Genomic DNA, 19,257 nt, shown 5'->3' with positions numbered 1-19,257 from the left:
TATATAAATCTACATAGGATCGACATCGTAGTACACTATCAATGATTTGAAACGCTCATCTTCAATCATTTCACGCTGTACTTGCAGGAGTAACTCCCGCGCACGGCTCATAGGAGCATTATACTCTATCTTCACAACGATCTTCTTTATAAAAAAAGTCTGAATACGTCCTACCGGAGGTTTATCCGGACCTAACACCCGTGCCCCGAATACCGAACGCAGTTTTCCTGCCATTACATCAGCCGTTTGTTCCAGCATTGCTTCATTCCGGTTTTTCAGGTATACATAGACCAACCGGTAATAAGGAGGATAATGGAACATCTGTCTTTCGGCAAGCTGCCCGTTTACCATTTGTTCATAATCATTCGCCATCACCTGTGAGATAATAGGATGATCTATACTTTTGGTCTGCAATACAACACGGCCTTGCTTATTTCTTCTTCCGGCACGTCCGGATACTTGCGCCATCAACTGAAAGGCCCGTTCATAGGAACGAAAATCCGGATAATTCAACATGGTATCCGCATTCAGAATTCCCACCACACTGACATGATCAAAATCCAATCCCTTGGACACCATCTGTGTACCGATAAGAATATCCGTTTTTCCCTGTTCAAAGTCGGCTATAATCTTTTCATAAGCAGAGCGGGTACGAGTGGTATCCAAATCCATACGCGCCACAGCCGCCTGAGGAAAAGCTATTTTTATATCATCTTCTATTTTCTCTGTACCAAATCCTCTATTAACCAGCTCTGTTCCGTCACAGGCAGGACAGGAACGGGGCAACTGATAAGTATACCCACAATAATGGCAAGTCAACTGGTTGATACCCTTATGATAAGTCAGACTGACATCACAATTCTTACATTTAGGTACCCACCCACAAGTGCGGCATTCAATCATCGGAGCAAACCCACGACGGTTCTGAAACAGAATAACCTGCTCTTTTTGCTCCAGTGCCTCACGTATGTATTGAAGAAGCAACGGAGAGAATTGCCCTACCATCCGCTTCTTACGATGCAGTTCCTTTATATCAACGGGAATAATCTCCGGCAACCTGATTTCTTTGTATCGCTCTTTCAACTCAACCAAACCGTATTTGCCGGTAGTAGCATTATACCAGGTTTCCACTGAAGGAGTAGCAGTACCCAATAAAACTTTCGCACCATACAAAGAAGACAAGACAATTGCCGCATTACGGGCATGGTAACGAGGTGCAGGGTCTTGTTGCTTATAGGTATTCTCATGTTCCTCATCCACTATCACCAAGCCAAGGTTCCGAAACGGAAGAAAAACCGAAGAACGTACTCCCAATATAATATCGTATCCTTCATTACCCAATTGCTTTTGCCAGATTTCCACACGTTCCGCATCCGGAAACTTTGAATGGTAAATCCCCAAACGAGCACCAAATACCCGTTTCAAGCGTTCGGTAATCTGAGTAGTAAGTGCTATTTCCGGCAACAGATAAAGAACCTGTTTTCCCTGCCGGATCATTTCATTAATCAAATGAATATATACTTCTGTCTTTCCACTGGAAGTAACACCATGCAGCAAACAGACATTCTTATCACGAAACTGCTCTGTTATCTCATCATGTGCACGCTGTTGGTGTTCATTCAACGGATTGAGAGATACCACATTGTTGACCTGAACATTTAAACGCCCGATTTCACAAGAATACACCTCAAAAATCTTCTTCTCCACCAATCCATTCAACACAGCGGGAGAAACACCGGCACGTTCCAGCAATTCTTTCTTAGACACCTCCCTCACAGGGGTATTGCCTAACACCCCCGAAAGTTCTACATATTTCATCAACAAAGCCAACTGCTTGGGCGCCCGGGAGAGAATGTCAAACAGAATATGCAGGCGTCTTTCATCGGGAATACCTGCCAGACGAACACGAACCTCGATTTTGGGTTTATAGGTTCGCCGAAGTTCCTCCTTCACAAAAAGAGCCTCTTTATCAAGCAAGGATTTAATAACAGTAAGAATGTTTTTAATACCACTCTCCTTCTCCAGCTTGGTGACGCATTGCTCCGGTTCTTTAGACAATAAATCAAGGATGAGTTGTTCTTTCTCAGACAAACGTCCTTCTGCCTCAAAATCCGGATTATACTCTACAATCGTCTCACTCTCGAGTTTAAGCCCTGAGGGCAGAGCAGCTTTGTACACATCTCCCTGTGTACAGAGATAGTAATCCGCCAACCATTCCCAAAATTTAAACTGTACCGGCAGTAAAACAGGATCAGTATCAAGTATAGCAGATATTTCTTTTACTTCATACTCAACGGGGGCATAAAAATGTACATTACAAACAATAGCTGTATAAAACTTCTTCCGTCCGAAAGGAACCACAACCCGACACCCCGGCTGAATATTTTCCGCACCCTCATCGGGGAGAGAATACGTAAAGCTCCGGGGAAGCGGCAGTGGCAATATGACATCAACATATTTTTTCATTACGAGGACAAAGATAATGCAAACCGGGAGCAGAATAAAATGAACCCGTTCCTTTTTTATGCCAAGATGCAGTTTATCTCCGCTTTGGAGCAGAGATACAAAGCAGAGAAACGTATGAAAAGTGAGTTAAAGGGCTCAATTGACTACTTTAAACAAAAACGCGGATTAACGCAAATTTACACAGATTAAACATACTATCTGCGTAAATTTGCGTTAATCCGCGTTATATAATAATAGCTATTTTAGAAAAGATAAGCAGCAGAAATCTGCCAAGTCTTGGTTTTATAACTATCTGCTTTAAAGACACTATCAAAACCATCTTTCCATGTTACATCACCTGATTTTCCTAAAGGAATGTTATAGTTAAAACCTATCTGCAAATGCTTAATTAACTTCAAGCCGGCACCTACATTGACACCTACCATTGCACGTCTCTTGTCATAACCATTTTCATTGCCTTTGAAATCAAAATAAAAATCAGGACCTGCAGCGAGATAAATTCCCAGCAAACTTCCCAAACCTATATTATACTTCAGATTCACAGGAATATCCAATCCATATTGCTTTACAGCGTCGTTATCAGCCTTAATACCTTTCTGAGAGAACAACAGCGAACCATCGATTCCCAGTCCTACAACAGGAATTGTAAATTCAGCCATGGGACCGATAAAGAAACCTGCCATATTATCTGATTTCAGAAGTTTATCATCAAAAGTCACTTTTGCAACATTCACACCACCTTTAACACCCCACTTAAGTTGTGCCTGGGCAGGCATAGCCATACCTATACATACAGCTACCAATAATACACTTATAATTCTTTTCATAATCAAATTGTGTTTAAAATTCGGGACAAAGATATGTATTTAAAATTAAAAAACACAAATTAGGACTATTTTGTTCATCGTCTTTGTCTGCGAACTGAAGCTTTAGGAGCAGCCGCCTCACGTTTAGAACCTTGACGAGCGCTGGAAGTACTCGTTGTTTTCTCACGCCCTTTCTTTTTTGAATTCGTTTTTACAGTTTCCTCAGGTTGAGCAGTAGCTTCCTGCTCCACTGCTGCCTCTTCGGCAGCCGCTTTTGCAGTTTTCTTCGCAGAAACTTTTTCTTTGATAGCTGGTTTGGTAACTGTAGAAAGTGTATCCGATCCATACAAATGTTTTTCAAAACTGGCCAGTTCTGTTTCTATCCTCTTCTGCTCCTTCATCATTGCACTATCGGTCTTACAATATTCGGCCAAAGGACGATTCTGTAAATTGGTAGTTTTATAGATCTCCCCGTTATATTGACGGGTAACAAAGAAATCATCCATACTACGGTTGGCCACATTATTAAAGTTGCTGGCCATCACCATAGCTCCATTCAAATAAGGAGCAATATCTTTATAGTTCACCCAGAACATAGGTAATTTTACCCGTTCCGAACTAAAATCTTCTGAGCGATGATATACCGGACAAAGAGCTGTTATCACCGAACCGTAAGTAGAAGAACGCTGGTCAAAATACCACACTTCCTTCACAAAATAACTCAATATATCACCAGAAGGTATATCACTGTTTTCTATAACCAATACACTATCCCGACGATCTTTCAGTTTTCTCTGTTCGTAATAGATGCTGAAACGGTCAAGCACATCCTTGAACTTGATCTCATTATCAGCTGTCAATCGCTCTGTGCCATCCAACGTATATTCATACGCCGGAATCTTCTTTTGCCCCAACAATTTAAAGATCAACGAGAAAAGATTCATTCTGTCTCCCATTGGTTCTACCGGATAATAAAGTGCTCCGTTCTCTTCTTTCGTCATATCCAATGTACGATAAATCTCACGTGTCCATACCACATCTTGCGGAAGTGATTTGGAACCAGGATATCTGGTCTGAGCACGGACAGAGAGTTCGTTGGCACTCTTATTCTCTTCCTGAGCAGCGCGGGCCTTCGGTTGTGCCCATGTGGGAAGTATCCCTAACAACATGGTAACTCCAACAGCTATAATAATTTTACGTTTCATCATTCGTAACTCGTAATTTGTAATTCGTTATTAATTCACTATCACTTCCAGTGTCGTTGGCAATGAACGTTCTACACCGTCCGGCCCTTTAGCACGTACCCGTGAGATATAAAAGCGTTTTCCACGTGACAAGCGACGGAACATATCTTTCTGCCGGGACGAGAAACTGGCACCGGATGAAACTTCCGGTACAGCATTACCCATATTATCAAAGAAAGTAGTTTCGAAGCCTAATACCTGGAAATTAATATTCAGCAATCCATCATCAATAGCAGCAATAATACCGTCCGTATTCATCAGCACAGCTTTTGGCAAACCACTTCCGCCGCGATAACGTTTCATATTACCATTGGCATCCTTATACTCTATAAACGGAGAAGGATCGGGCAATTGGCGCACCCGGTACGAATAATCGCCCATAACCTGTGTACGTCCATCTACTGTTGCCGTAACACGTATCACGGCCTCTTTTCCGATAGCTGTAGGGCGTGCCACATAGCCACCGCCTACCCGTTGCAGTGTTCCATTGCCGTTTGCAATACTCGCCTGTACCTGTCCGCTGGGAACCCCCGGTACAGAAATACTGATCGGGTTGTCATATCCGGCATACAACACATTCATCAAAGTAGCCGAAACAGTAGCAGAAGGTTCTACCACATTATATTTCTGAGAGAAATCACGACGCAATATATCGCCATTCCCCCGGTTCAATTCCATATATCCTTGAAGAGTAAACTCACCGGTAGTATTACAAACCGTCTCATAAAATCCATGAGCATCTTCGGGCAATTGTTTGTCACCAATGTAGATAGCAGGACGTTGGGTAGAGTCTACTGCTGCCAGAATAATCTGTGCACTCAATTTACCACCACGCACCACATTCTGCGAACTGGGAATCACGTAAGCATTAATCTGATTCACACGCACATCATGTACATCAATGTCTTTTGTCAGCGTATGTAATACTTCACCTTCAGCATAACGTATATCGCTCTGCAATTTTGTAAGCAGAGTAGCTGCAGCAGCCACCGGAGTACCTTCAAAAAGACGGGGAATGTTCAGCGTAAGGTTATCGCTGATGATTTTCTTCTGTACCGGATCTTCTATCTGTGCCAGAATTTCGGTTTTATATTTACTGATCCACGAAGCCAATTCTTTTCCTTTGCCCGTACGGGGGGAAAACATCACATAAGAAGCTGCTTCCAGGTCTTCCTGGCTTGATTCATTAATCTTCGCTTTCAGGTCTCCCACGAAAACATAGAGTGAGTCGGACATCCGCTTTACATGCATTGCTTTATCATACCACGGCCCCACCTTTTCAGGGTTTTTCTCCATAGACTCCGCCAATGCATTGTACAGTGAACGGTTCTGTTCGGAGGAATTGGATGTAGTACGCGTCAGACTTTCATCCACAAGGGTAAAGCCACGCAACACATCCGAGGAGACGTTGAGTGCCAGCAATGCCATAAGAACGATATACATAAGGTTTATCATCTTCTGGCGCGGTGTCTGTGATCCAAAGCTCATAATTGTTCTTTTTTATTTTGAAGTCATAGCCTGCAACATACGGGCATACACTTCGTTGAGTTCTTCAATCTGACGGGCCATTCTGCGAGTTTGTTCATGTACCTGGTCAATGGTTCCTATCTGTGTACTTACACTACGCAACTGCATTTCGTAAATAGCATTGATACCTGCAAGGTTTTTACTCAACAGATTCATTTGTTCCGTATCCTGAGAAATAGTCTGTGCCTGTTCCGTACAACGGGAAAGCATTTCAGTCATCGCCTTCAACTGCTCCAGATAAGCAGCAGTAGCTTCTTCCATCTCCGGAGTAACAGGTGCATTATTCACCGGATCAGCAACAGACTGAACAGGTGACACCGGAGCACCTGCCTGTACAGGCGCACCACCTTGTACCACTACTATCGAAGGACTTCCTCCGGCTGCAGCTACATTCCCTCCGGCCATAGCACCGGCATTCATCGGCATTACTCCCTGTTGGGGTAAAGTATCACCGGTAACCACCGCACCAGCGGGCATAGCACCCACTACCATGGGTTCTCCGGTATCCTCTTCTTTCCGCTTCACACCCGAAAGATCGAAAGCAGAAAGGAAGAATATCAATACCTCAGTACCCATCCCGGCAAACAACATAAAGTTGGCCCCCGGCAAGTGAGTTAATTTAAAGAGCGTACCCATGATTACTACCGATGCTCCCCAGTTGTAAGCGTAGTTCATGATTGTCTGTCCCTTGGGAGTAGACATAAAATCCTGTATTTTCTGCCGCAAACTTCTCTTATTATCTCTATTTGCCATAATTATCTTCCTTTCTTATTATAACCAACCTGTGTACGTACGCATCGGAAACCGATATAGGAACGCTGTTCGTTTTGATATTCTGAAGTTCGGGCATCCGAACGAATAAATGCATTGACATCTTTCCATGAACCACCACGAACCACTTTCTTCTTCATCCTGTAGGGATCTTCTATAGCAGCATTGTACCGCAAATCCGGATTGACATCGCTCATTGACATCACGCCCGACTCTGTATATACTGTCGATGTCCATTCAGAGACATTACCTGCCATATCATAAAGTCCGTTCACATTGGGTGAATATGCTCCTACCCGGGTAGTAATCAGGTTACCGTCTTTCGTATAGTCTCCCTTACCGGGTTTATAGTTAGCTTTGTAGCATCCCTTCTCATCTTTCGTCTCTTCGTCAGACCACGGGTATTTATTGCCATCACGTCCGCGTGCTGCAAATTCCCATTCGGCCTCTGTCGGGAGGCGATAACGCTGTATGAACCGGGCTTGTCCTTTGAGTCCGGCAAGCAAATAATTGGTACGCCACACACAGAAAGCATTTGCCTGTTCCCAGCTGATACCCACAATCGGATTGTCATTATAACTTGGATGATTGAAATACAAACGCATATATGACTCATGGTTCGCATTCGGGAAGTCATTTACCCAGCACGTTGTATCGGGATAGATATTAATGATGTAACTGTTCAGAAAATCCCATTCGCTGGAGAGCGGACGCGTAATCGTACGATTCACAATACGACCGTCATCATCAATGTAAGCCGTATCCTTAGAAATCATAATCACCTCATCCGGATTGGCAGGAATATCTGTATTCTTATTGCGTTCCGTAGGATTCAGACGGTTACGGCGCTTAGCAGCCTCCACATAGTCATAAACTTCATAGTAATAGTTCATTTGTGAAGCGTCCAGCATCATCGTCCCATCCACCGGATGTTTCCTATAGACACTCTGGATAGCCATCTGCTCATCTTCTGTGGCTTTTCTCCATGGAATAGGTTTCGACCAGTTAAGATAAGGTTTGATAGGATTGCCTTCCCGGTCTTCTTCTATTTTATAAAGTTCATTGCCTCCGTATGCCGGATCAGCAAGACGTTCACGAATAATAGAATCGCGCACCCAGTATACAAACTGTTTGTATTTGGCCACGGAAACCTCCGTCTCATCCATCCAGAAAGACTCCACCGATATTTCTTTTGTCGGTACGGGAGCACCCCAAAGCGAATCCTGTTCTTCGGGACCCATCTTCAGAGAACCTCGTTTTATCAGCACCATGCCATAAGGGGCGGGTTCGTTCCATGCCGTAGTACTGACACCTGTCACCTCTCCGCCAGGTGCGCCGGAGCCTCCTCCTACCATGCGTCCCATACACGAAGAAAGCAAAGCGACCAGCAACGTCACTGCTATACAGTTTTTACTTCTCATTCTTTTCTTCACAATTATAAGATTCGTATACTCTTATGTTTATTCTTACTTTTCTTAAATAAATTGATATCCATCGCATAACTTACTACCAGATCATGGCTCCCGTTTCCGATCCCAATTTTCGAGGTATAAGCTTCGTAAGCATATCCTACTGTTACTCCACGAATCGTAGCTCCCAAACTGATTGTAACAGAAACTCCCGGCGAATAGGTGAGCCCACCAACAAATACTCTTTCGTTAAAAGTGTACAATACACGACCTGTCATATCGAGTCTTACCGAAGTTAAATTACTCTGTAATAAGAGCGATGGTTGTATGGAAACTAACGGATTACGAGTCTGAATATTGTATCCTCCCGTGAAATAAAGCATTGGATCAACCTTAAATTCATTGGTCGTACCGCTCTCTTGTGTCCCGAATTCTACGGTTGGTGAGGTTAAATGTTGCCCAGAGAAACCGACATAAAATTTCGGATGCGAATAAAATCCACCTATCCCCAAATCAAGCCCCATACCACTTTGTTGCTGGGTAGGAAAAGCCGGATCATCCTGTTGGTCTTCTCCGAGATAAATATTTGCAGGATCAAAGGAGACATTGATAAAGCCCACCTGTAAACCAATGCCCAACCTTCCTTTCCGTATTTGGTGCTTATAAGAATACTGCAGCCAGACACGTTGATTTCTAAAGAGTCCGATACCCTCATTGAAAAAACCCGCTCCTACTCCATGCTTTTTATTGAACAGCGAAAAAGGCATGTCAGCACCAAAATACATACTACGCGGAGCATGGGTGAAGTTCATCATTTGCATAGAGTATGTACCGGAAATATTGAGTTTATCAGTCTGTCCTGCCCACGCAGGGTTATAAAAGCCCTTCAAATCCCAGTATTGAGTGAAGTGCACATCAAACTGCGCCTTGACTTTCAAAGAAGAGAACAAAGCCAGGGTAGTGAGGATACATATAAAAAGAAACCGGTTCATCAGTATAAAGAACTATAAAACCGAAAAAAAATTGTGTGAAAGGAGTAAATCATTTGATAATGTGATGTGATGGCAATGTCTTGAAAATTAACAGTTGACTCTTCTTTTAGATGTATACATATAGACTATATACTTTTTCTGTTCAAATATATACCGATATAATGTACTGTATATCTTATTCCTGCACCAATAAACAGTACTACCCTATTACAAAAACGCCCGGATGTTCTTCATCAAAACATCCGGATGTTTTATACAACAACATGGGGATGTTTTATAGAAGAACATCCCCATGTTTTGCTTATTCAAATCAGTTACTCCACCTCCTTAAAAGCTATTACATATTTGCAGAAAAGCTTATTGCTTATACATGGAATAACCTACACTCTCGTTTACTGTATAAAGCCTTATTTATTCGGCTTTATATCCAGCTTTACCGGTTTAATCATATTTTCCGGTTTCAAAATAGTATCGAGGTCTTTCTTAGAGAGAATATCATGCTCCAACACCAGTTCATAAACACCTTTTCCGGTTTCAAGAGCCTCTTTGGCAATCTTCGTAGAATTCTTGTAACCAATCACCGGATTGAGTGCAGTAACCACACCGATACTGTCGTGCACATGACGACGGCAGGTTTCTTCGTTGGCCGTGATACCATCAATGCACAAAGTACGCAAAGTATCAAATCCATTCATCAACAGATCGGCTGATTCAAAGCAACACTGTGCCATGACTGGCTCCATAGCATTGAGCTCCATTTGTGCAGCTTCACCACTCATGGCTACACAAAGATCATTACCTATTACTTTATAAGCTACCTGATTCATTACTTCAGGAATCACCGGATTTACCTTACCCGGCATAATAGACGAACCGGGTTGCATGGCGGGAAGGTTAATCTCACCCAATCCGCAACGCGGACCGGAAGCCAATAAACGCAGGTCATTACAAATCTTATTCATTTTGACGGCAACACGTCGCATGGCTGACGAATACCCTACCATAGAGGAAGTATCCGAAGTAGCCCCTACCAGATCATCGGCCAGTTTTATATCCAGTCCGGTTATTTTCCGCAAGGCTTCAATGCATTTTTCTGCATATCCAGGCTCAGCCGTTATGCCGGTTCCGATAGCAGTAGCTCCCATATTTACCGTCAGGAAATCCTGAGCCGCAAAATCCAGATTTTTAATTTCATCCCGAAGAATACTTGCAAAACCATTGAAGGTCTGCCCTAAAGTCATCGGTACGGCATCTTCCAGCTGGGTACGCCCCATTTTAATGATATGTGCAAACTCTCCGGCTTTCTTTTGGAAAGCTTCAATAAGTTCATTAAAATGTTTCATTAGTTTGAGATGAGTATAATACAGACCAATATGAATAGCTGTAGGATAAGCATCATTGGTAGATTGCGAACGGTTGACATGATCATTGGGCGAGCAATACTGATACTCTCCCCGCTTATGCCCCATCAACTCAAGGGCACGGTTGGCAATCACCTCATTGGCATTCATATTGGTAGTAGTTCCGGCACCTCCCTGAATCATATCTACCGGAAACTGCTCGTGATGCTTACCTTCAAGAATTTCTTTACATGCTTTCAGGATAACATCTGTTTGTTCTTTGGTCAGCAGATGAAGTTCATAGTTGGCAACCGCTGCTCCCATTTTAGTTATAGCAAGCGCATTTATGAACAAAGGATATTCATTGAGATGAAATTTGCTGATCTGAAAATTCTCAATGCCTCTTAATGTCTGTACACCATACAAAGCACTCTCCGGTACTTCACGACTTCCTATCAAATCACTTTCAGTACGGGTTTCTTTTGATAAATTCTGTTCCATAATATCTCTTTTTTAACAATGACGTTTTATTAGTTTCTGCTATAATAACCAAACCCGGCTCTTATTGTTTTAATAAATATGCGAAAACTATTCAACTTATTTTTTGTTGTTTTATCATATTAGCAGATTTCTGTTATCTTTACCCGACCTTAAAAAAGAAAGATATGATTTTACAATTAGCATTTGTACTAACAGCTATTATTATCGGAGCTCGCCTGGGCGGCATCGGATTAGGAGTAATGGGAGGTGTCGGATTAGCGATACTTACTTTCGTATTCGGTCTGCAACCGACTGCGCCTCCTATTGATGTGATGTTGATGATTGCTGCTGTTATCTCAGCAGCCTCCTGTATGCAAGCAGCCGGAGGACTCGATTACATGGTAAAATTAGCCGAAAAGTTGCTACGCAAAAACCCTTCGCATGTCACGATCCTCAGCCCGATTGTGACGTATCTGTTCACTTTCGTTGCAGGAACAGGACACGTAGCCTATTCGGTCCTGCCGGTTATTGCAGAGGTTGCCACTGAAACCAAGATACGCCCGGAAAGGCCGCTCGGTATAGCTGTCATTGCTTCACAACAGGCTATTACGGCAAGTCCTATTTCTGCTGCTACAGTTGCTCTGTTGGGACTATTGGCCGGATTTGATATCACTCTGTTTGATATTCTGAAAATAACAATCCCGGCTACAATCATAGGTGTACTGGTAGGCGCTTTTTTCTCCATGCGGGTAGGTAAAGAACTGATAGACGATCCGGAATATCAAAAGCGCGTTGCAGAAGGACTGATAAAAGAGCACAAAGTGGAAATCAAAGATGTACAGAACAAACGCCATGCGCTGGTTTCGGTACTCATTTTCATATTAGCCACCGTGTTTATTGTATTCTTCGGCTCATTCGAGGGAATGCGCCCTTCATTCCTTATCGACGGAGAAATCGTCACATTAGGTATGTCTTCCATCATAGAGATTGTCATGCTCTCGGCAGCTGCCCTTATTCTTTTGTTTACCAAGACTGACGGCCTCAAAGCTACACAAGGTTCTGTTTTCCCGGCAGGAATGCAAGCGGTAATCGCTATCTTCGGAATAGCATGGATGGGTGATACATTCCTCCAGGGGAATATGGGCGAACTAACCCAATCCATCGAAGGAGTTGTGCGCGAAATGCCCTGGTTATTTGGTATCGCACTATTCGTCATGTCTATCCTGCTTTACAGCCAGGCTGCCACTGTACGTGCACTGATGCCACTGGGTATTGCACTGGGTATCTCGCCCTATATGCTGATAGCCATGTTCCCGGCGGTGAATGGATATTTCTTCATTCCGAATTACCCTACTGTGGTAGCAGCTATCAATTTTGACCGCACGGGCACAACAAAAATAGGTAAATATGTGTTGAATCATTCCTTTATGATGCCCGGCATTGTATCTACAGTGGTAGCAATCGTATTGGGACTCTTGTTCATACAAATTTATTAAACCGATATATTATTAACCTAAACAACCATTTAGTCATGAAAGAATTAAAAAAACTGAGTCTGGTAGTAGTCTCGTTACTATTCTCCGTCACCCTGGCTTTTGCTGCGGGAAAACCTAATATCCATATTCTTGCCACAGGCGGAACCATTGCCGGAACAGGGACATCGGCTACTTCAACCAACTACACCGCCGGGCAAGTAGCAATCAGTACTCTGCTGGATGCAGTACCCGGGTTGAACGACATAGCCAATGTTACCGGCGAACAGATCGTAAAAATCGGTTCGCAGGATATGAATGATGCTGTGTGGTTAACACTTGCAAAAAAAATAAACGAATTGCTGAGACGTCCGGATATAGACGGTATCGTCATCACTCACGGAACGGACACAATGGAAGAAACTGCCTATTTCCTTAACCTGACGGTGAAAAGCTTTAAACCTGTTGTACTGGTAGGCGCCATGCGTCCTTCCACTGCATTGAGTGCTGATGGTCCGTTGAATATATACAATGCCGTAGTTACTGCCGGTGCCAAAGAATCAAGTGGCAAGGGAGTATTGGTTGCAATGAATGGCCTTATCCTCGGAGCAGAAAGTGTACAAAAGATGAACACCATTGATGTACAGACTTTCCAGGCTCCTAACTCCGGTGCGTTGGGATACATCTTCAATGGAAAAGTATTCTACAACCAGTCACCTCTGAAAAAACATACGATGCAGTCCGTTTTTGATGTGACTTACCTGGAGTCACTTCCCAAAGTAGGGATCGTTTATAGTTATTCGAATATAGAAGCTGATATGGTGACTCCTTTACTGAACAACGGATACAAAGGTATTATTCATGCCGGTGTAGGTAACGGAAATATCCACAAAAATATCTTTCCGATACTGACGGAAGCCCGCAAAAAGGGAATTCTGGTAGTCCGCTCTTCCAGAGTACCTACCGGCCCGACTACTCTGGACGCAGAGGTAGATGATGCTCAATATCAATTTGTTGCTTCTCAGGAGCTGAATCCACAAAAGGCACGTGTGTTGTTGATGCTTGCATTGACAAAAACGAACGACTGGAAACAGATTCAGAAATACTTTAATGAATACTAAAAAATTAGTGATTAATGATTAGTGATAAGTGATAAGCAGCTGCGCTTTTACGCCGCATGGCACTAATCACTTATCACTAATCACTAACCGCTAATTCACCGATCCGATTATGAAAAAAATAATGTTTATACTGCTCATCATGGGCAGTATCCAGGGGATATATGCCCAAAAGACAGAGAAGAGTAAGAAATTTATGGTTGATAAAACACTATTCGAAGAACTGACGGATGTCAAAAAGAAATCGGATAAGTTCAACCTTTACCTCAATATGCAGGGAAGCTTCGATGCGAACTTCCGGGACGGATTTGAAGAAGGTGCTTTCAAAATGCGCCAGCTCCGTATCGAGATGAAAGGAAATATCAATGACTGGCTTTCGTATCGCTATCGCCAGCGACTGAACCGCTCCAACGAAGGAGGTGGTATGATTGACAATATACCTACCTCTATAGACTACGCCGGAATAGGTATTAAGCTGAATGATCAGTTCAATCTCTTTGCCGGTAAACAGTGTGCTGCTTATGGGGGTATTGAATTCGACTTGAATCCGATAGACATCTACGAGTACAGTGACATGATTGAAAATATGAGTAACTTCATGACCGGATTGAACATCGGTTATAATCTTACTTCGACCCAACAACTCAATCTGCAGATATTGAACAGCCGCAACGGTTCATTCGACAGTACCTATGGTATCACAGAAAATGAAGAGGGGCAACGGCCTGATCTACGCTCCGGTAAATTGCCACTGGTGTACACATTGAACTGGAATGGTAATTTCAATGATGTATTCAAGACCCGCTGGTCGGCCTCCGTCCTGAGTGAAGCTAAAAGTAAGAATATGTATTATTATGCACTGGGTAATGAGCTGAATCTGGATAAATTCAACATGTTCCTCGACTTTATGTATTCTCACGAAGATATAGACCGGAATGGTACAATCACCGGAATAGTAGGACGTCCGGACGGTCATAATGCTTTTGATGCCGGATACCTCTCTGTTGTAACCAAGCTGAACTATCGGTTCTGCCCCAAATGGAATGCGTTTGTAAAAGGTATGTACGAAACAGCCTCTGTCACCAAAAGTACGGAAGGAATAGCCAGAGGTAATTATCGCACTTCATGGGGATACCTCACCGGTATAGAGTATTATCCGATGAAAACCAATCTGCACTTCTTCCTCACCTATGTGGGACGAACCTATAATTTCACTTCCCGTGCCAAAGTACTGGGACAAGAAGATTACAGCACCAACCGTGTATCCGTAGGATTTATCTGGCAGATGCCGGTATTTTAATCACATATATTATTAATTGATAAAATCGGCTTAACCTATGTATAAGCCGATTTTATTTTATCCGTATCATGAATCACATAAGTCCATTTTTAAGTGATCTTATTCCGTAGATAAAATAGAAATTCATCATTTTTATTTTGCGTACAAAACAGAAATGCACTATCTTTGTTATGACAATAGAATAAAAATAAGAAAATATGAACAAGAATATCCTGAAAACGGTTATTGCGGATAATCAAATGGAAGTCCCCAAACACAAGGTAATCCCTCGCGATTTCACCTTTGAAGGATTTGGGAACTACGTCTTTGTGGGTATTCGGCGAGCAGGAAAATCTTACCTGCTCTATCAACGGATGCAAGAGTTACTCGCACAAGGCGTGCAGTGGGATGAAATGCTTTATATCAATTTTGAGGATGAACGCCTTACCGGAATGGTGGCAGAGGATTTAAATTTGCTATTGGAAGTCCATTTGGAAATGTACGGAAAGAAACCGATTCTATTTCTTGATGAAATACAAAACGTTCCCGGATGGGAAAAGTTTGCCCGCCGTATGTCTGATAGCAAACATCGGGTTTATATCACAGGAAGCAATGCTAAAATGCTGAGCCAAGATATTCAAACTACTTTAGGCGGCCGCTATATTCCTATTGATGTTTATCCATACTCTTTTAAAGAATTTCTAATCGCAAACAATGTTCCCGTCACCGGCAATCATCTGTTATCAACAGAAGGCAAAGCCGAAATATTGCGAAAGTTCAATGATTATTTCTATTTTGGCGGCTTCCCTGAAGGAGCAGAATTTTCGGTAAAACGGGATTACCTGACCAGTGTTTATCAGAAAATCTACTTGGGAGATATTGCAGCCCGTCATACAATAGATAACACATTTGCCTTACGTATCATATTCAAAAAACTGGCTGAAAGCGTAAAACAGCCTTTGTCATTTACCCGGATAGCAAACATTGTATCATCAACCGGAGCAAAAGTAGGAACGCAGACAGTCATTAACTATATGGAGTATGCTAAAGATGCATGGTTAATCAATCCCGTCCAAAACATAGCAGGTAAATTAGCCGACAAAGAGACTTCGCCTAAATATTATTTCACAGACAACGGCATTCTGAACCTCTTTTTATTGGACGGAAACACTTCTTTGCTGGAGAATATGGTAGCCATTAATTTATTGCGTAAACACGGGAGAAATGATGCCATTTATTTCTACAACCAGAATATTGAAGTTGATTTCTATATTCCCGATGATTACACAGCAATCCAGGTCTGTTACAACCTCGATAACAACGAGGGTACATTTGATCGGGAGGTAAAAGCTCTGCTGAAAATTACCGAAGTATTAGAATGCAGGCACCTCTTTATTATTACTCGTGATACGGAGCAAACGATAGAGATGAACGGTAAAACTATTGAAGTTGTTCCAATATGGAAATGGTTACTCAGTTTATAATAATAAAAAGCAGAGAAAGAACAGAGAACAGCTGGAAGAATCTATGATTGCTCTTTGCAAATCTCATCAGAAATAACAATCGTCTCTATTTGTTTTTTGAAATCAACATTTAAATCATCATATCAGAATTTACTTCTCATACCGGAATTCAAAAACTTGTTCATTACCAATAATAGAGATGTTTTGCAGCATAATATATTTTTAAATAAGACTATAAAACACCAGCGCGACAAACAATTCCTCATTGTTTATCGCGCTGATATTTAATTATTTAATTTATTTGTAAATTGCTAATATTCCTCTTCGTTAAAAAAGAAATCTTCCTTACTTGGATAATCCGGCCAAATATCTTCTATACTCTCATAGATTTCGCCCTCATCTTCCATTTCTTGCAAATTTTCTATCACTTCAAGAGGAGCTCCCGAACGCATGGCATAATCAATTAGTTCATCCTTAGTTGCCGGCCAAGGAGCATCTTCCAGTTTTGATGCTAATTCCAATGTCCAATACATAAGCTATAAGTATTTAAATTGTGAATATTAATCTTAGATTCTCATTTTTCGGCAAAAGTATAACAAAATATTTCACTTGCAACTATTATTCCAAAATATTTCTTCTTTTCCTTCGTTAAAATTGATTTTTCGTGATAAAACGAAGAAATAATCTGATAATCTGTTTACATAAGCTAACAAATCAGAAGAAATTGTACAGGTTTCGGATAAAGCAAGTATCCGACGTTCTGCACGACGGCAAACCGTACGGCAAATATGAGCAACAGCAGCACCAGTAGCACCTCCTGGCAACACAAAAGAGTGCAGAGGGGGAAGAATTTCGTCTGCAGCATCTATCTCATGCTCAATCTGCTCTACATCATCAGGAGTGATGACACTAACTCTATTTAGTTGAACTTTTTCCTGATCGGTAGCCAAATGAGAACCGACAGCAAACAATTTATTTTGAACTTTCTGTAGAAACGTCCTGTCACGTTCAGCATTCAGGTACGTTATCAACAATCCAATATTTGAATTCAATTCGTCTATTGTACCATAAGCTTCCAGACGGATATGAGTCTTCGGAACACGTGTGCCACCAATCAATCCGGTAGTACCCAGATCACCGGTCTTTGTATATACAAGGCTCTTTTTCATAATCTTTATTTTATGAGTGATTCTTTTCTATGGTTAACACACAAAGATAATCAGAAGTTGACTACATAGTGCTGTTTTATCTTTGTTTTATCAAAGAAAAGAATTCCCACATCATAAAGGTCAAATGTAATGCCTACTTTATCATCAGCTTTCAAGCGTTTCCAAAGTTGTTTCATCGTTCCGGAATAATGTATGCCACCGATGACAAAAACACTTTGCTGCGTAGAACGGGCCGCACAAATGCGAAATACCTCTTCTACAAAAGATGGATCCTTCACCTTATGGATATAGAGGAAATCAACCGGTACTCCTGCCTCCAGAAATAACTCGGAAAGTTCCGAAGCAAATGTATAATCGGCCGTTGTTTTTCCGGATTGCAGATAGAGCGAGGAGGAAGAAGGCACACCTGCGTCTACAATTGTATCAGGCTGTACCCTGTTGACCAGGCGGAACAACAGCCGCTTCACTTTTCGGGGTTCACTTTTCCAACCCTTATCGTGATTCCGTTTCTGCTTCTTTTCTTCTGCTTCCAGTTCTTTATAAGCATAGTAAGGAGCTTTCTCATAAATGAGGCAAGTAATCAGCTCAAAAGCAAAGGGGGAATGTACTCCGTATCCACAGCGGTGGCGAATGCGGGAAAGCCAGATAAAAGGACGTTTCAAAGTCAGTATAAGATTCATCGTTTGCTATATTGGAATTTTCATGCAAAGATATAGTTTTTTCGTTTATCAACCAGCCTGAGCCCCAATAGACTCTAAGCAAAAAAATGAGCCGGCTCGTTTGCAACCGGGCCGACTCATTTATTAAATCAATTGGAAAATCCTACTGTAATCTGAATGTCACAGGCACAGTGTATTTCACTCTGACCGCTTGGTTTCTCTGCATTCCGGGAGTCCATTTCGGCATAGCTTTAATAACACGAAGCGCTTCTTTATCCAGATAAGGATCTACACTGCGTACTACTACAGGGTCGGTAATTGTTCCATCTCTGTCAACAACAAACTGGATAATTACTTTTCCCTGAATCCCTTGTTCCTGAGGGACCACAGGATACTTAATGTTTTTGTTCAGGTATTGGAACAATGCTCCGTCTCCACCCGGAAACGCCGGCATCTTTTCAACAAGAACAAAAAGATCATCTTCGACTGGCTCGTTTTCTGGTTCTACCACAACCGGTTTGTATTTTATCACAACCGGGTCCCTTAGATCCTCAGAGCCTATAATCACTGCATCTGCTTCCAAATCGGTATCATCAACTATTTCGAGCAATTCTGCCACTTTCATAGCGGGTGGTGGAGGCGGTTCCAGCTTCTCTTCAGGATACGTAATAGGGAGAAGTGTCTCAACGAAAACGGGGTCATCGGCGAGCGAGCCGGTAGCAACTTTGATGTCATGTTGTGTCCATTCGAACGTAACGAACATGAAAGCAAGCACTACAACAAAACCCACAAGCAACCAAGTGCCGCGTTGGCTCTCAATCGCTGCTCTTTTGGATTTCTTTACTTCCATAAAAAATGAATTTAAGTAATTAATAATAGAAAATATATATAGTATATACTATCTCTTGCTCAGATTACTTAACGCGCTTTTTTATTTGTTGTGAATATAGCATTTTTACCGATAGGGTGTTCATTGTCAAATGATTATTTAAGAAATAAGTGCGTTATTTTCTTAAAATTAAGCTAAAAACAGTATCTTTGCCTCAGAGAATATAAACTTTT

16 protein-coding genes are annotated in these 19,257 nt (G+C 42.0%); 4 read left to right on the top strand and 12 right to left on the bottom strand.

Going from position 1 to position 19,257, the window contains the following annotated elements; all coding sequences use genetic code 11:
- Nucleotides 1-9 precede the first annotated feature (9 nt).
- The 8 genes from priA to HCG69_RS05495 all read right to left on the bottom strand — a co-directional run bounded on the left by priA (nucleotide 10) and on the right by HCG69_RS05495 (nucleotide 11,056).
- Nucleotides 10-2,466, bottom strand: a complete 2,457-nt coding sequence (priA, locus tag HCG69_RS05530; protein ID WP_221649209.1) for a primosomal protein N' — start codon at nucleotides 2,464-2,466, stop codon at nucleotides 10-12.
- A 242-nt stretch (nucleotides 2,467-2,708) separates the two neighbouring features.
- Nucleotides 2,709-3,293 (bottom strand): porin family protein, encoded by a 585-nt coding sequence (locus HCG69_RS05525; protein ID WP_221649208.1) that lies wholly within the window; start codon nucleotides 3,291-3,293, stop codon nucleotides 2,709-2,711.
- A 74-nt stretch (nucleotides 3,294-3,367) separates the two neighbouring features.
- A complete protein-coding gene (gene gldN / locus HCG69_RS05520) occupies nucleotides 3,368-4,480 on the bottom strand; it encodes a gliding motility protein GldN (protein WP_221649207.1) in 1,113 nt (370 codons plus the stop codon).
- A gap of 27 nt (nucleotides 4,481-4,507) precedes the next feature.
- Nucleotides 4,508-6,004, bottom strand: coding sequence for a gliding motility protein GldM (gldM, locus tag HCG69_RS05515; protein ID WP_221649206.1), 1,497 nt, complete (start codon nucleotides 6,002-6,004; stop codon nucleotides 4,508-4,510).
- A 12-nt stretch (nucleotides 6,005-6,016) separates the two neighbouring features.
- Entirely contained in the window at nucleotides 6,017-6,796 is a 780-nt protein-coding gene (gldL, locus tag HCG69_RS05510; protein WP_221649205.1) for a gliding motility protein GldL, read from the bottom strand.
- A gap of 2 nt (nucleotides 6,797-6,798) precedes the next feature.
- A complete protein-coding gene (locus tag HCG69_RS05505; protein ID WP_002558116.1) occupies nucleotides 6,799-8,235 on the bottom strand; it encodes an SUMF1/EgtB/PvdO family nonheme iron enzyme in 1,437 nt (478 codons plus the stop codon).
- 14 nt (nucleotides 8,236-8,249) lie between these two features.
- Nucleotides 8,250-9,215 (bottom strand): PorP/SprF family type IX secretion system membrane protein, encoded by a 966-nt coding sequence (locus HCG69_RS05500; protein ID WP_002558117.1) that lies wholly within the window; start codon nucleotides 9,213-9,215, stop codon nucleotides 8,250-8,252.
- A 407-nt stretch (nucleotides 9,216-9,622) separates the two neighbouring features.
- A complete protein-coding gene (locus HCG69_RS05495) occupies nucleotides 9,623-11,056 on the bottom strand; it encodes an aspartate ammonia-lyase (RefSeq protein ID WP_221649204.1) in 1,434 nt (477 codons plus the stop codon).
- A gap of 164 nt (nucleotides 11,057-11,220) precedes the next feature.
- Between HCG69_RS05495 and HCG69_RS05490 the strand changes: the two genes are divergently transcribed.
- From HCG69_RS05490 to HCG69_RS05475, 4 genes are all read left to right on the top strand, one after another.
- Nucleotides 11,221-12,531 carry an anaerobic C4-dicarboxylate transporter family protein gene (locus HCG69_RS05490; protein WP_195448956.1) on the top strand — a complete coding sequence of 437 codons (1,311 nt, stop codon included), beginning with the start codon at nucleotides 11,221-11,223 and terminating at the stop codon, nucleotides 12,529-12,531.
- Between the two features lie 35 nt (nucleotides 12,532-12,566).
- Nucleotides 12,567-13,628, top strand: coding sequence for an L-asparaginase 2 (gene ansB, locus HCG69_RS05485; RefSeq protein ID WP_221649203.1), 1,062 nt, complete (start codon nucleotides 12,567-12,569; stop codon nucleotides 13,626-13,628).
- Nucleotides 13,629-13,737: 109 nt separating this feature from the next.
- Nucleotides 13,738-14,925, top strand: a complete 1,188-nt coding sequence (locus HCG69_RS05480) for a porin (protein ID WP_002558130.1) — start codon at nucleotides 13,738-13,740, stop codon at nucleotides 14,923-14,925.
- 197 nt (nucleotides 14,926-15,122) lie between these two features.
- A complete protein-coding gene (locus tag HCG69_RS05475) occupies nucleotides 15,123-16,388 on the top strand; it encodes an ATP-binding protein (protein ID WP_221649202.1) in 1,266 nt (421 codons plus the stop codon).
- A gap of 290 nt (nucleotides 16,389-16,678) precedes the next feature.
- Here the strand turns inward: HCG69_RS05475 and HCG69_RS05470 are convergent, their stop codons facing one another.
- The 4 genes from HCG69_RS05470 to HCG69_RS05455 all read right to left on the bottom strand — a co-directional run bounded on the left by HCG69_RS05470 (nucleotide 16,679) and on the right by HCG69_RS05455 (nucleotide 19,045).
- Nucleotides 16,679-16,900, bottom strand: a complete 222-nt coding sequence (locus HCG69_RS05470; protein ID WP_002558131.1) for a DUF2795 domain-containing protein — start codon at nucleotides 16,898-16,900, stop codon at nucleotides 16,679-16,681.
- A 72-nt stretch (nucleotides 16,901-16,972) separates the two neighbouring features.
- The gene (locus HCG69_RS05465; protein WP_221649201.1) at nucleotides 16,973-17,536 is read right to left on the bottom strand and encodes a cob(I)yrinic acid a,c-diamide adenosyltransferase; all 564 of its coding nucleotides are present in this window, start codon (nucleotides 17,534-17,536) and stop codon (nucleotides 16,973-16,975) included.
- 50 nt (nucleotides 17,537-17,586) lie between these two features.
- Nucleotides 17,587-18,216 (bottom strand): hypothetical protein, encoded by a 630-nt coding sequence (locus HCG69_RS05460; RefSeq protein WP_221649200.1) that lies wholly within the window; start codon nucleotides 18,214-18,216, stop codon nucleotides 17,587-17,589.
- A 142-nt stretch (nucleotides 18,217-18,358) separates the two neighbouring features.
- Nucleotides 18,359-19,045, bottom strand: coding sequence for an energy transducer TonB (locus HCG69_RS05455; protein WP_221649199.1), 687 nt, complete (start codon nucleotides 19,043-19,045; stop codon nucleotides 18,359-18,361).
- Between the last annotated feature and the right edge of the window lie 212 nt (nucleotides 19,046-19,257).

The sequence above is a fragment of the Bacteroides sp. K03 genome, from assembly GCF_019734355.1.
GTDB lineage: Bacteria > Bacteroidota > Bacteroidia > Bacteroidales > Bacteroidaceae > Bacteroides > Bacteroides nordii.
The sequence above is the reverse complement of the archived record's forward strand: the minus strand, read 5'-3'. Positions and strand labels throughout refer to the sequence as shown.

Bases quoted from the DNA above. Each gene is read 5' to 3' on its own strand.
- HCG69_RS05465 (WP_221649201.1), bottom strand. From the start codon at position 17,536: ATGAAAAAGAGCCTTGTATATACAAAGACCGGTGATCTGGGTACTACC.
- gldM (WP_221649206.1), bottom strand. From the start codon at position 6,004: ATGAGCTTTGGATCACAGACACCGCGCCAGAAGATGATAAACCTTATG.
- HCG69_RS05505 (WP_002558116.1), bottom strand. From the start codon at position 8,235: ATGAGAAGTAAAAACTGTATAGCAGTGACGTTGCTGGTCGCTTTGCTT.
- ansB (WP_221649203.1), top strand. From the start codon at position 12,567: ATGAAAGAATTAAAAAAACTGAGTCTGGTAGTAGTCTCGTTACTATTC.
- HCG69_RS05490 (WP_195448956.1), top strand. From the start codon at position 11,221: ATGATTTTACAATTAGCATTTGTACTAACAGCTATTATTATCGGAGCT.
- HCG69_RS05455 (WP_221649199.1), bottom strand. From the start codon at position 19,045: ATGGAAGTAAAGAAATCCAAAAGAGCAGCGATTGAGAGCCAACGCGGC.
- HCG69_RS05460 (WP_221649200.1), bottom strand. From the start codon at position 18,216: ATGAATCTTATACTGACTTTGAAACGTCCTTTTATCTGGCTTTCCCGC.
- gldN (WP_221649207.1), bottom strand. From the start codon at position 4,480: ATGATGAAACGTAAAATTATTATAGCTGTTGGAGTTACCATGTTGTTA.
- gldL (WP_221649205.1), bottom strand. From the start codon at position 6,796: ATGGCAAATAGAGATAATAAGAGAAGTTTGCGGCAGAAAATACAGGAT.
- HCG69_RS05475 (WP_221649202.1), top strand. From the start codon at position 15,123: ATGAACAAGAATATCCTGAAAACGGTTATTGCGGATAATCAAATGGAA.
- priA (WP_221649209.1), bottom strand. From the start codon at position 2,466: ATGAAAAAATATGTTGATGTCATATTGCCACTGCCGCTTCCCCGGAGC.
- HCG69_RS05495 (WP_221649204.1), bottom strand. From the start codon at position 11,056: ATGGAACAGAATTTATCAAAAGAAACCCGTACTGAAAGTGATTTGATA.
- HCG69_RS05480 (WP_002558130.1), top strand. From the start codon at position 13,738: ATGAAAAAAATAATGTTTATACTGCTCATCATGGGCAGTATCCAGGGG.
- HCG69_RS05525 (WP_221649208.1), bottom strand. From the start codon at position 3,293: ATGAAAAGAATTATAAGTGTATTATTGGTAGCTGTATGTATAGGTATG.
- HCG69_RS05470 (WP_002558131.1), bottom strand. From the start codon at position 16,900: ATGTATTGGACATTGGAATTAGCATCAAAACTGGAAGATGCTCCTTGG.
- HCG69_RS05500 (WP_002558117.1), bottom strand. From the start codon at position 9,215: ATGAACCGGTTTCTTTTTATATGTATCCTCACTACCCTGGCTTTGTTC.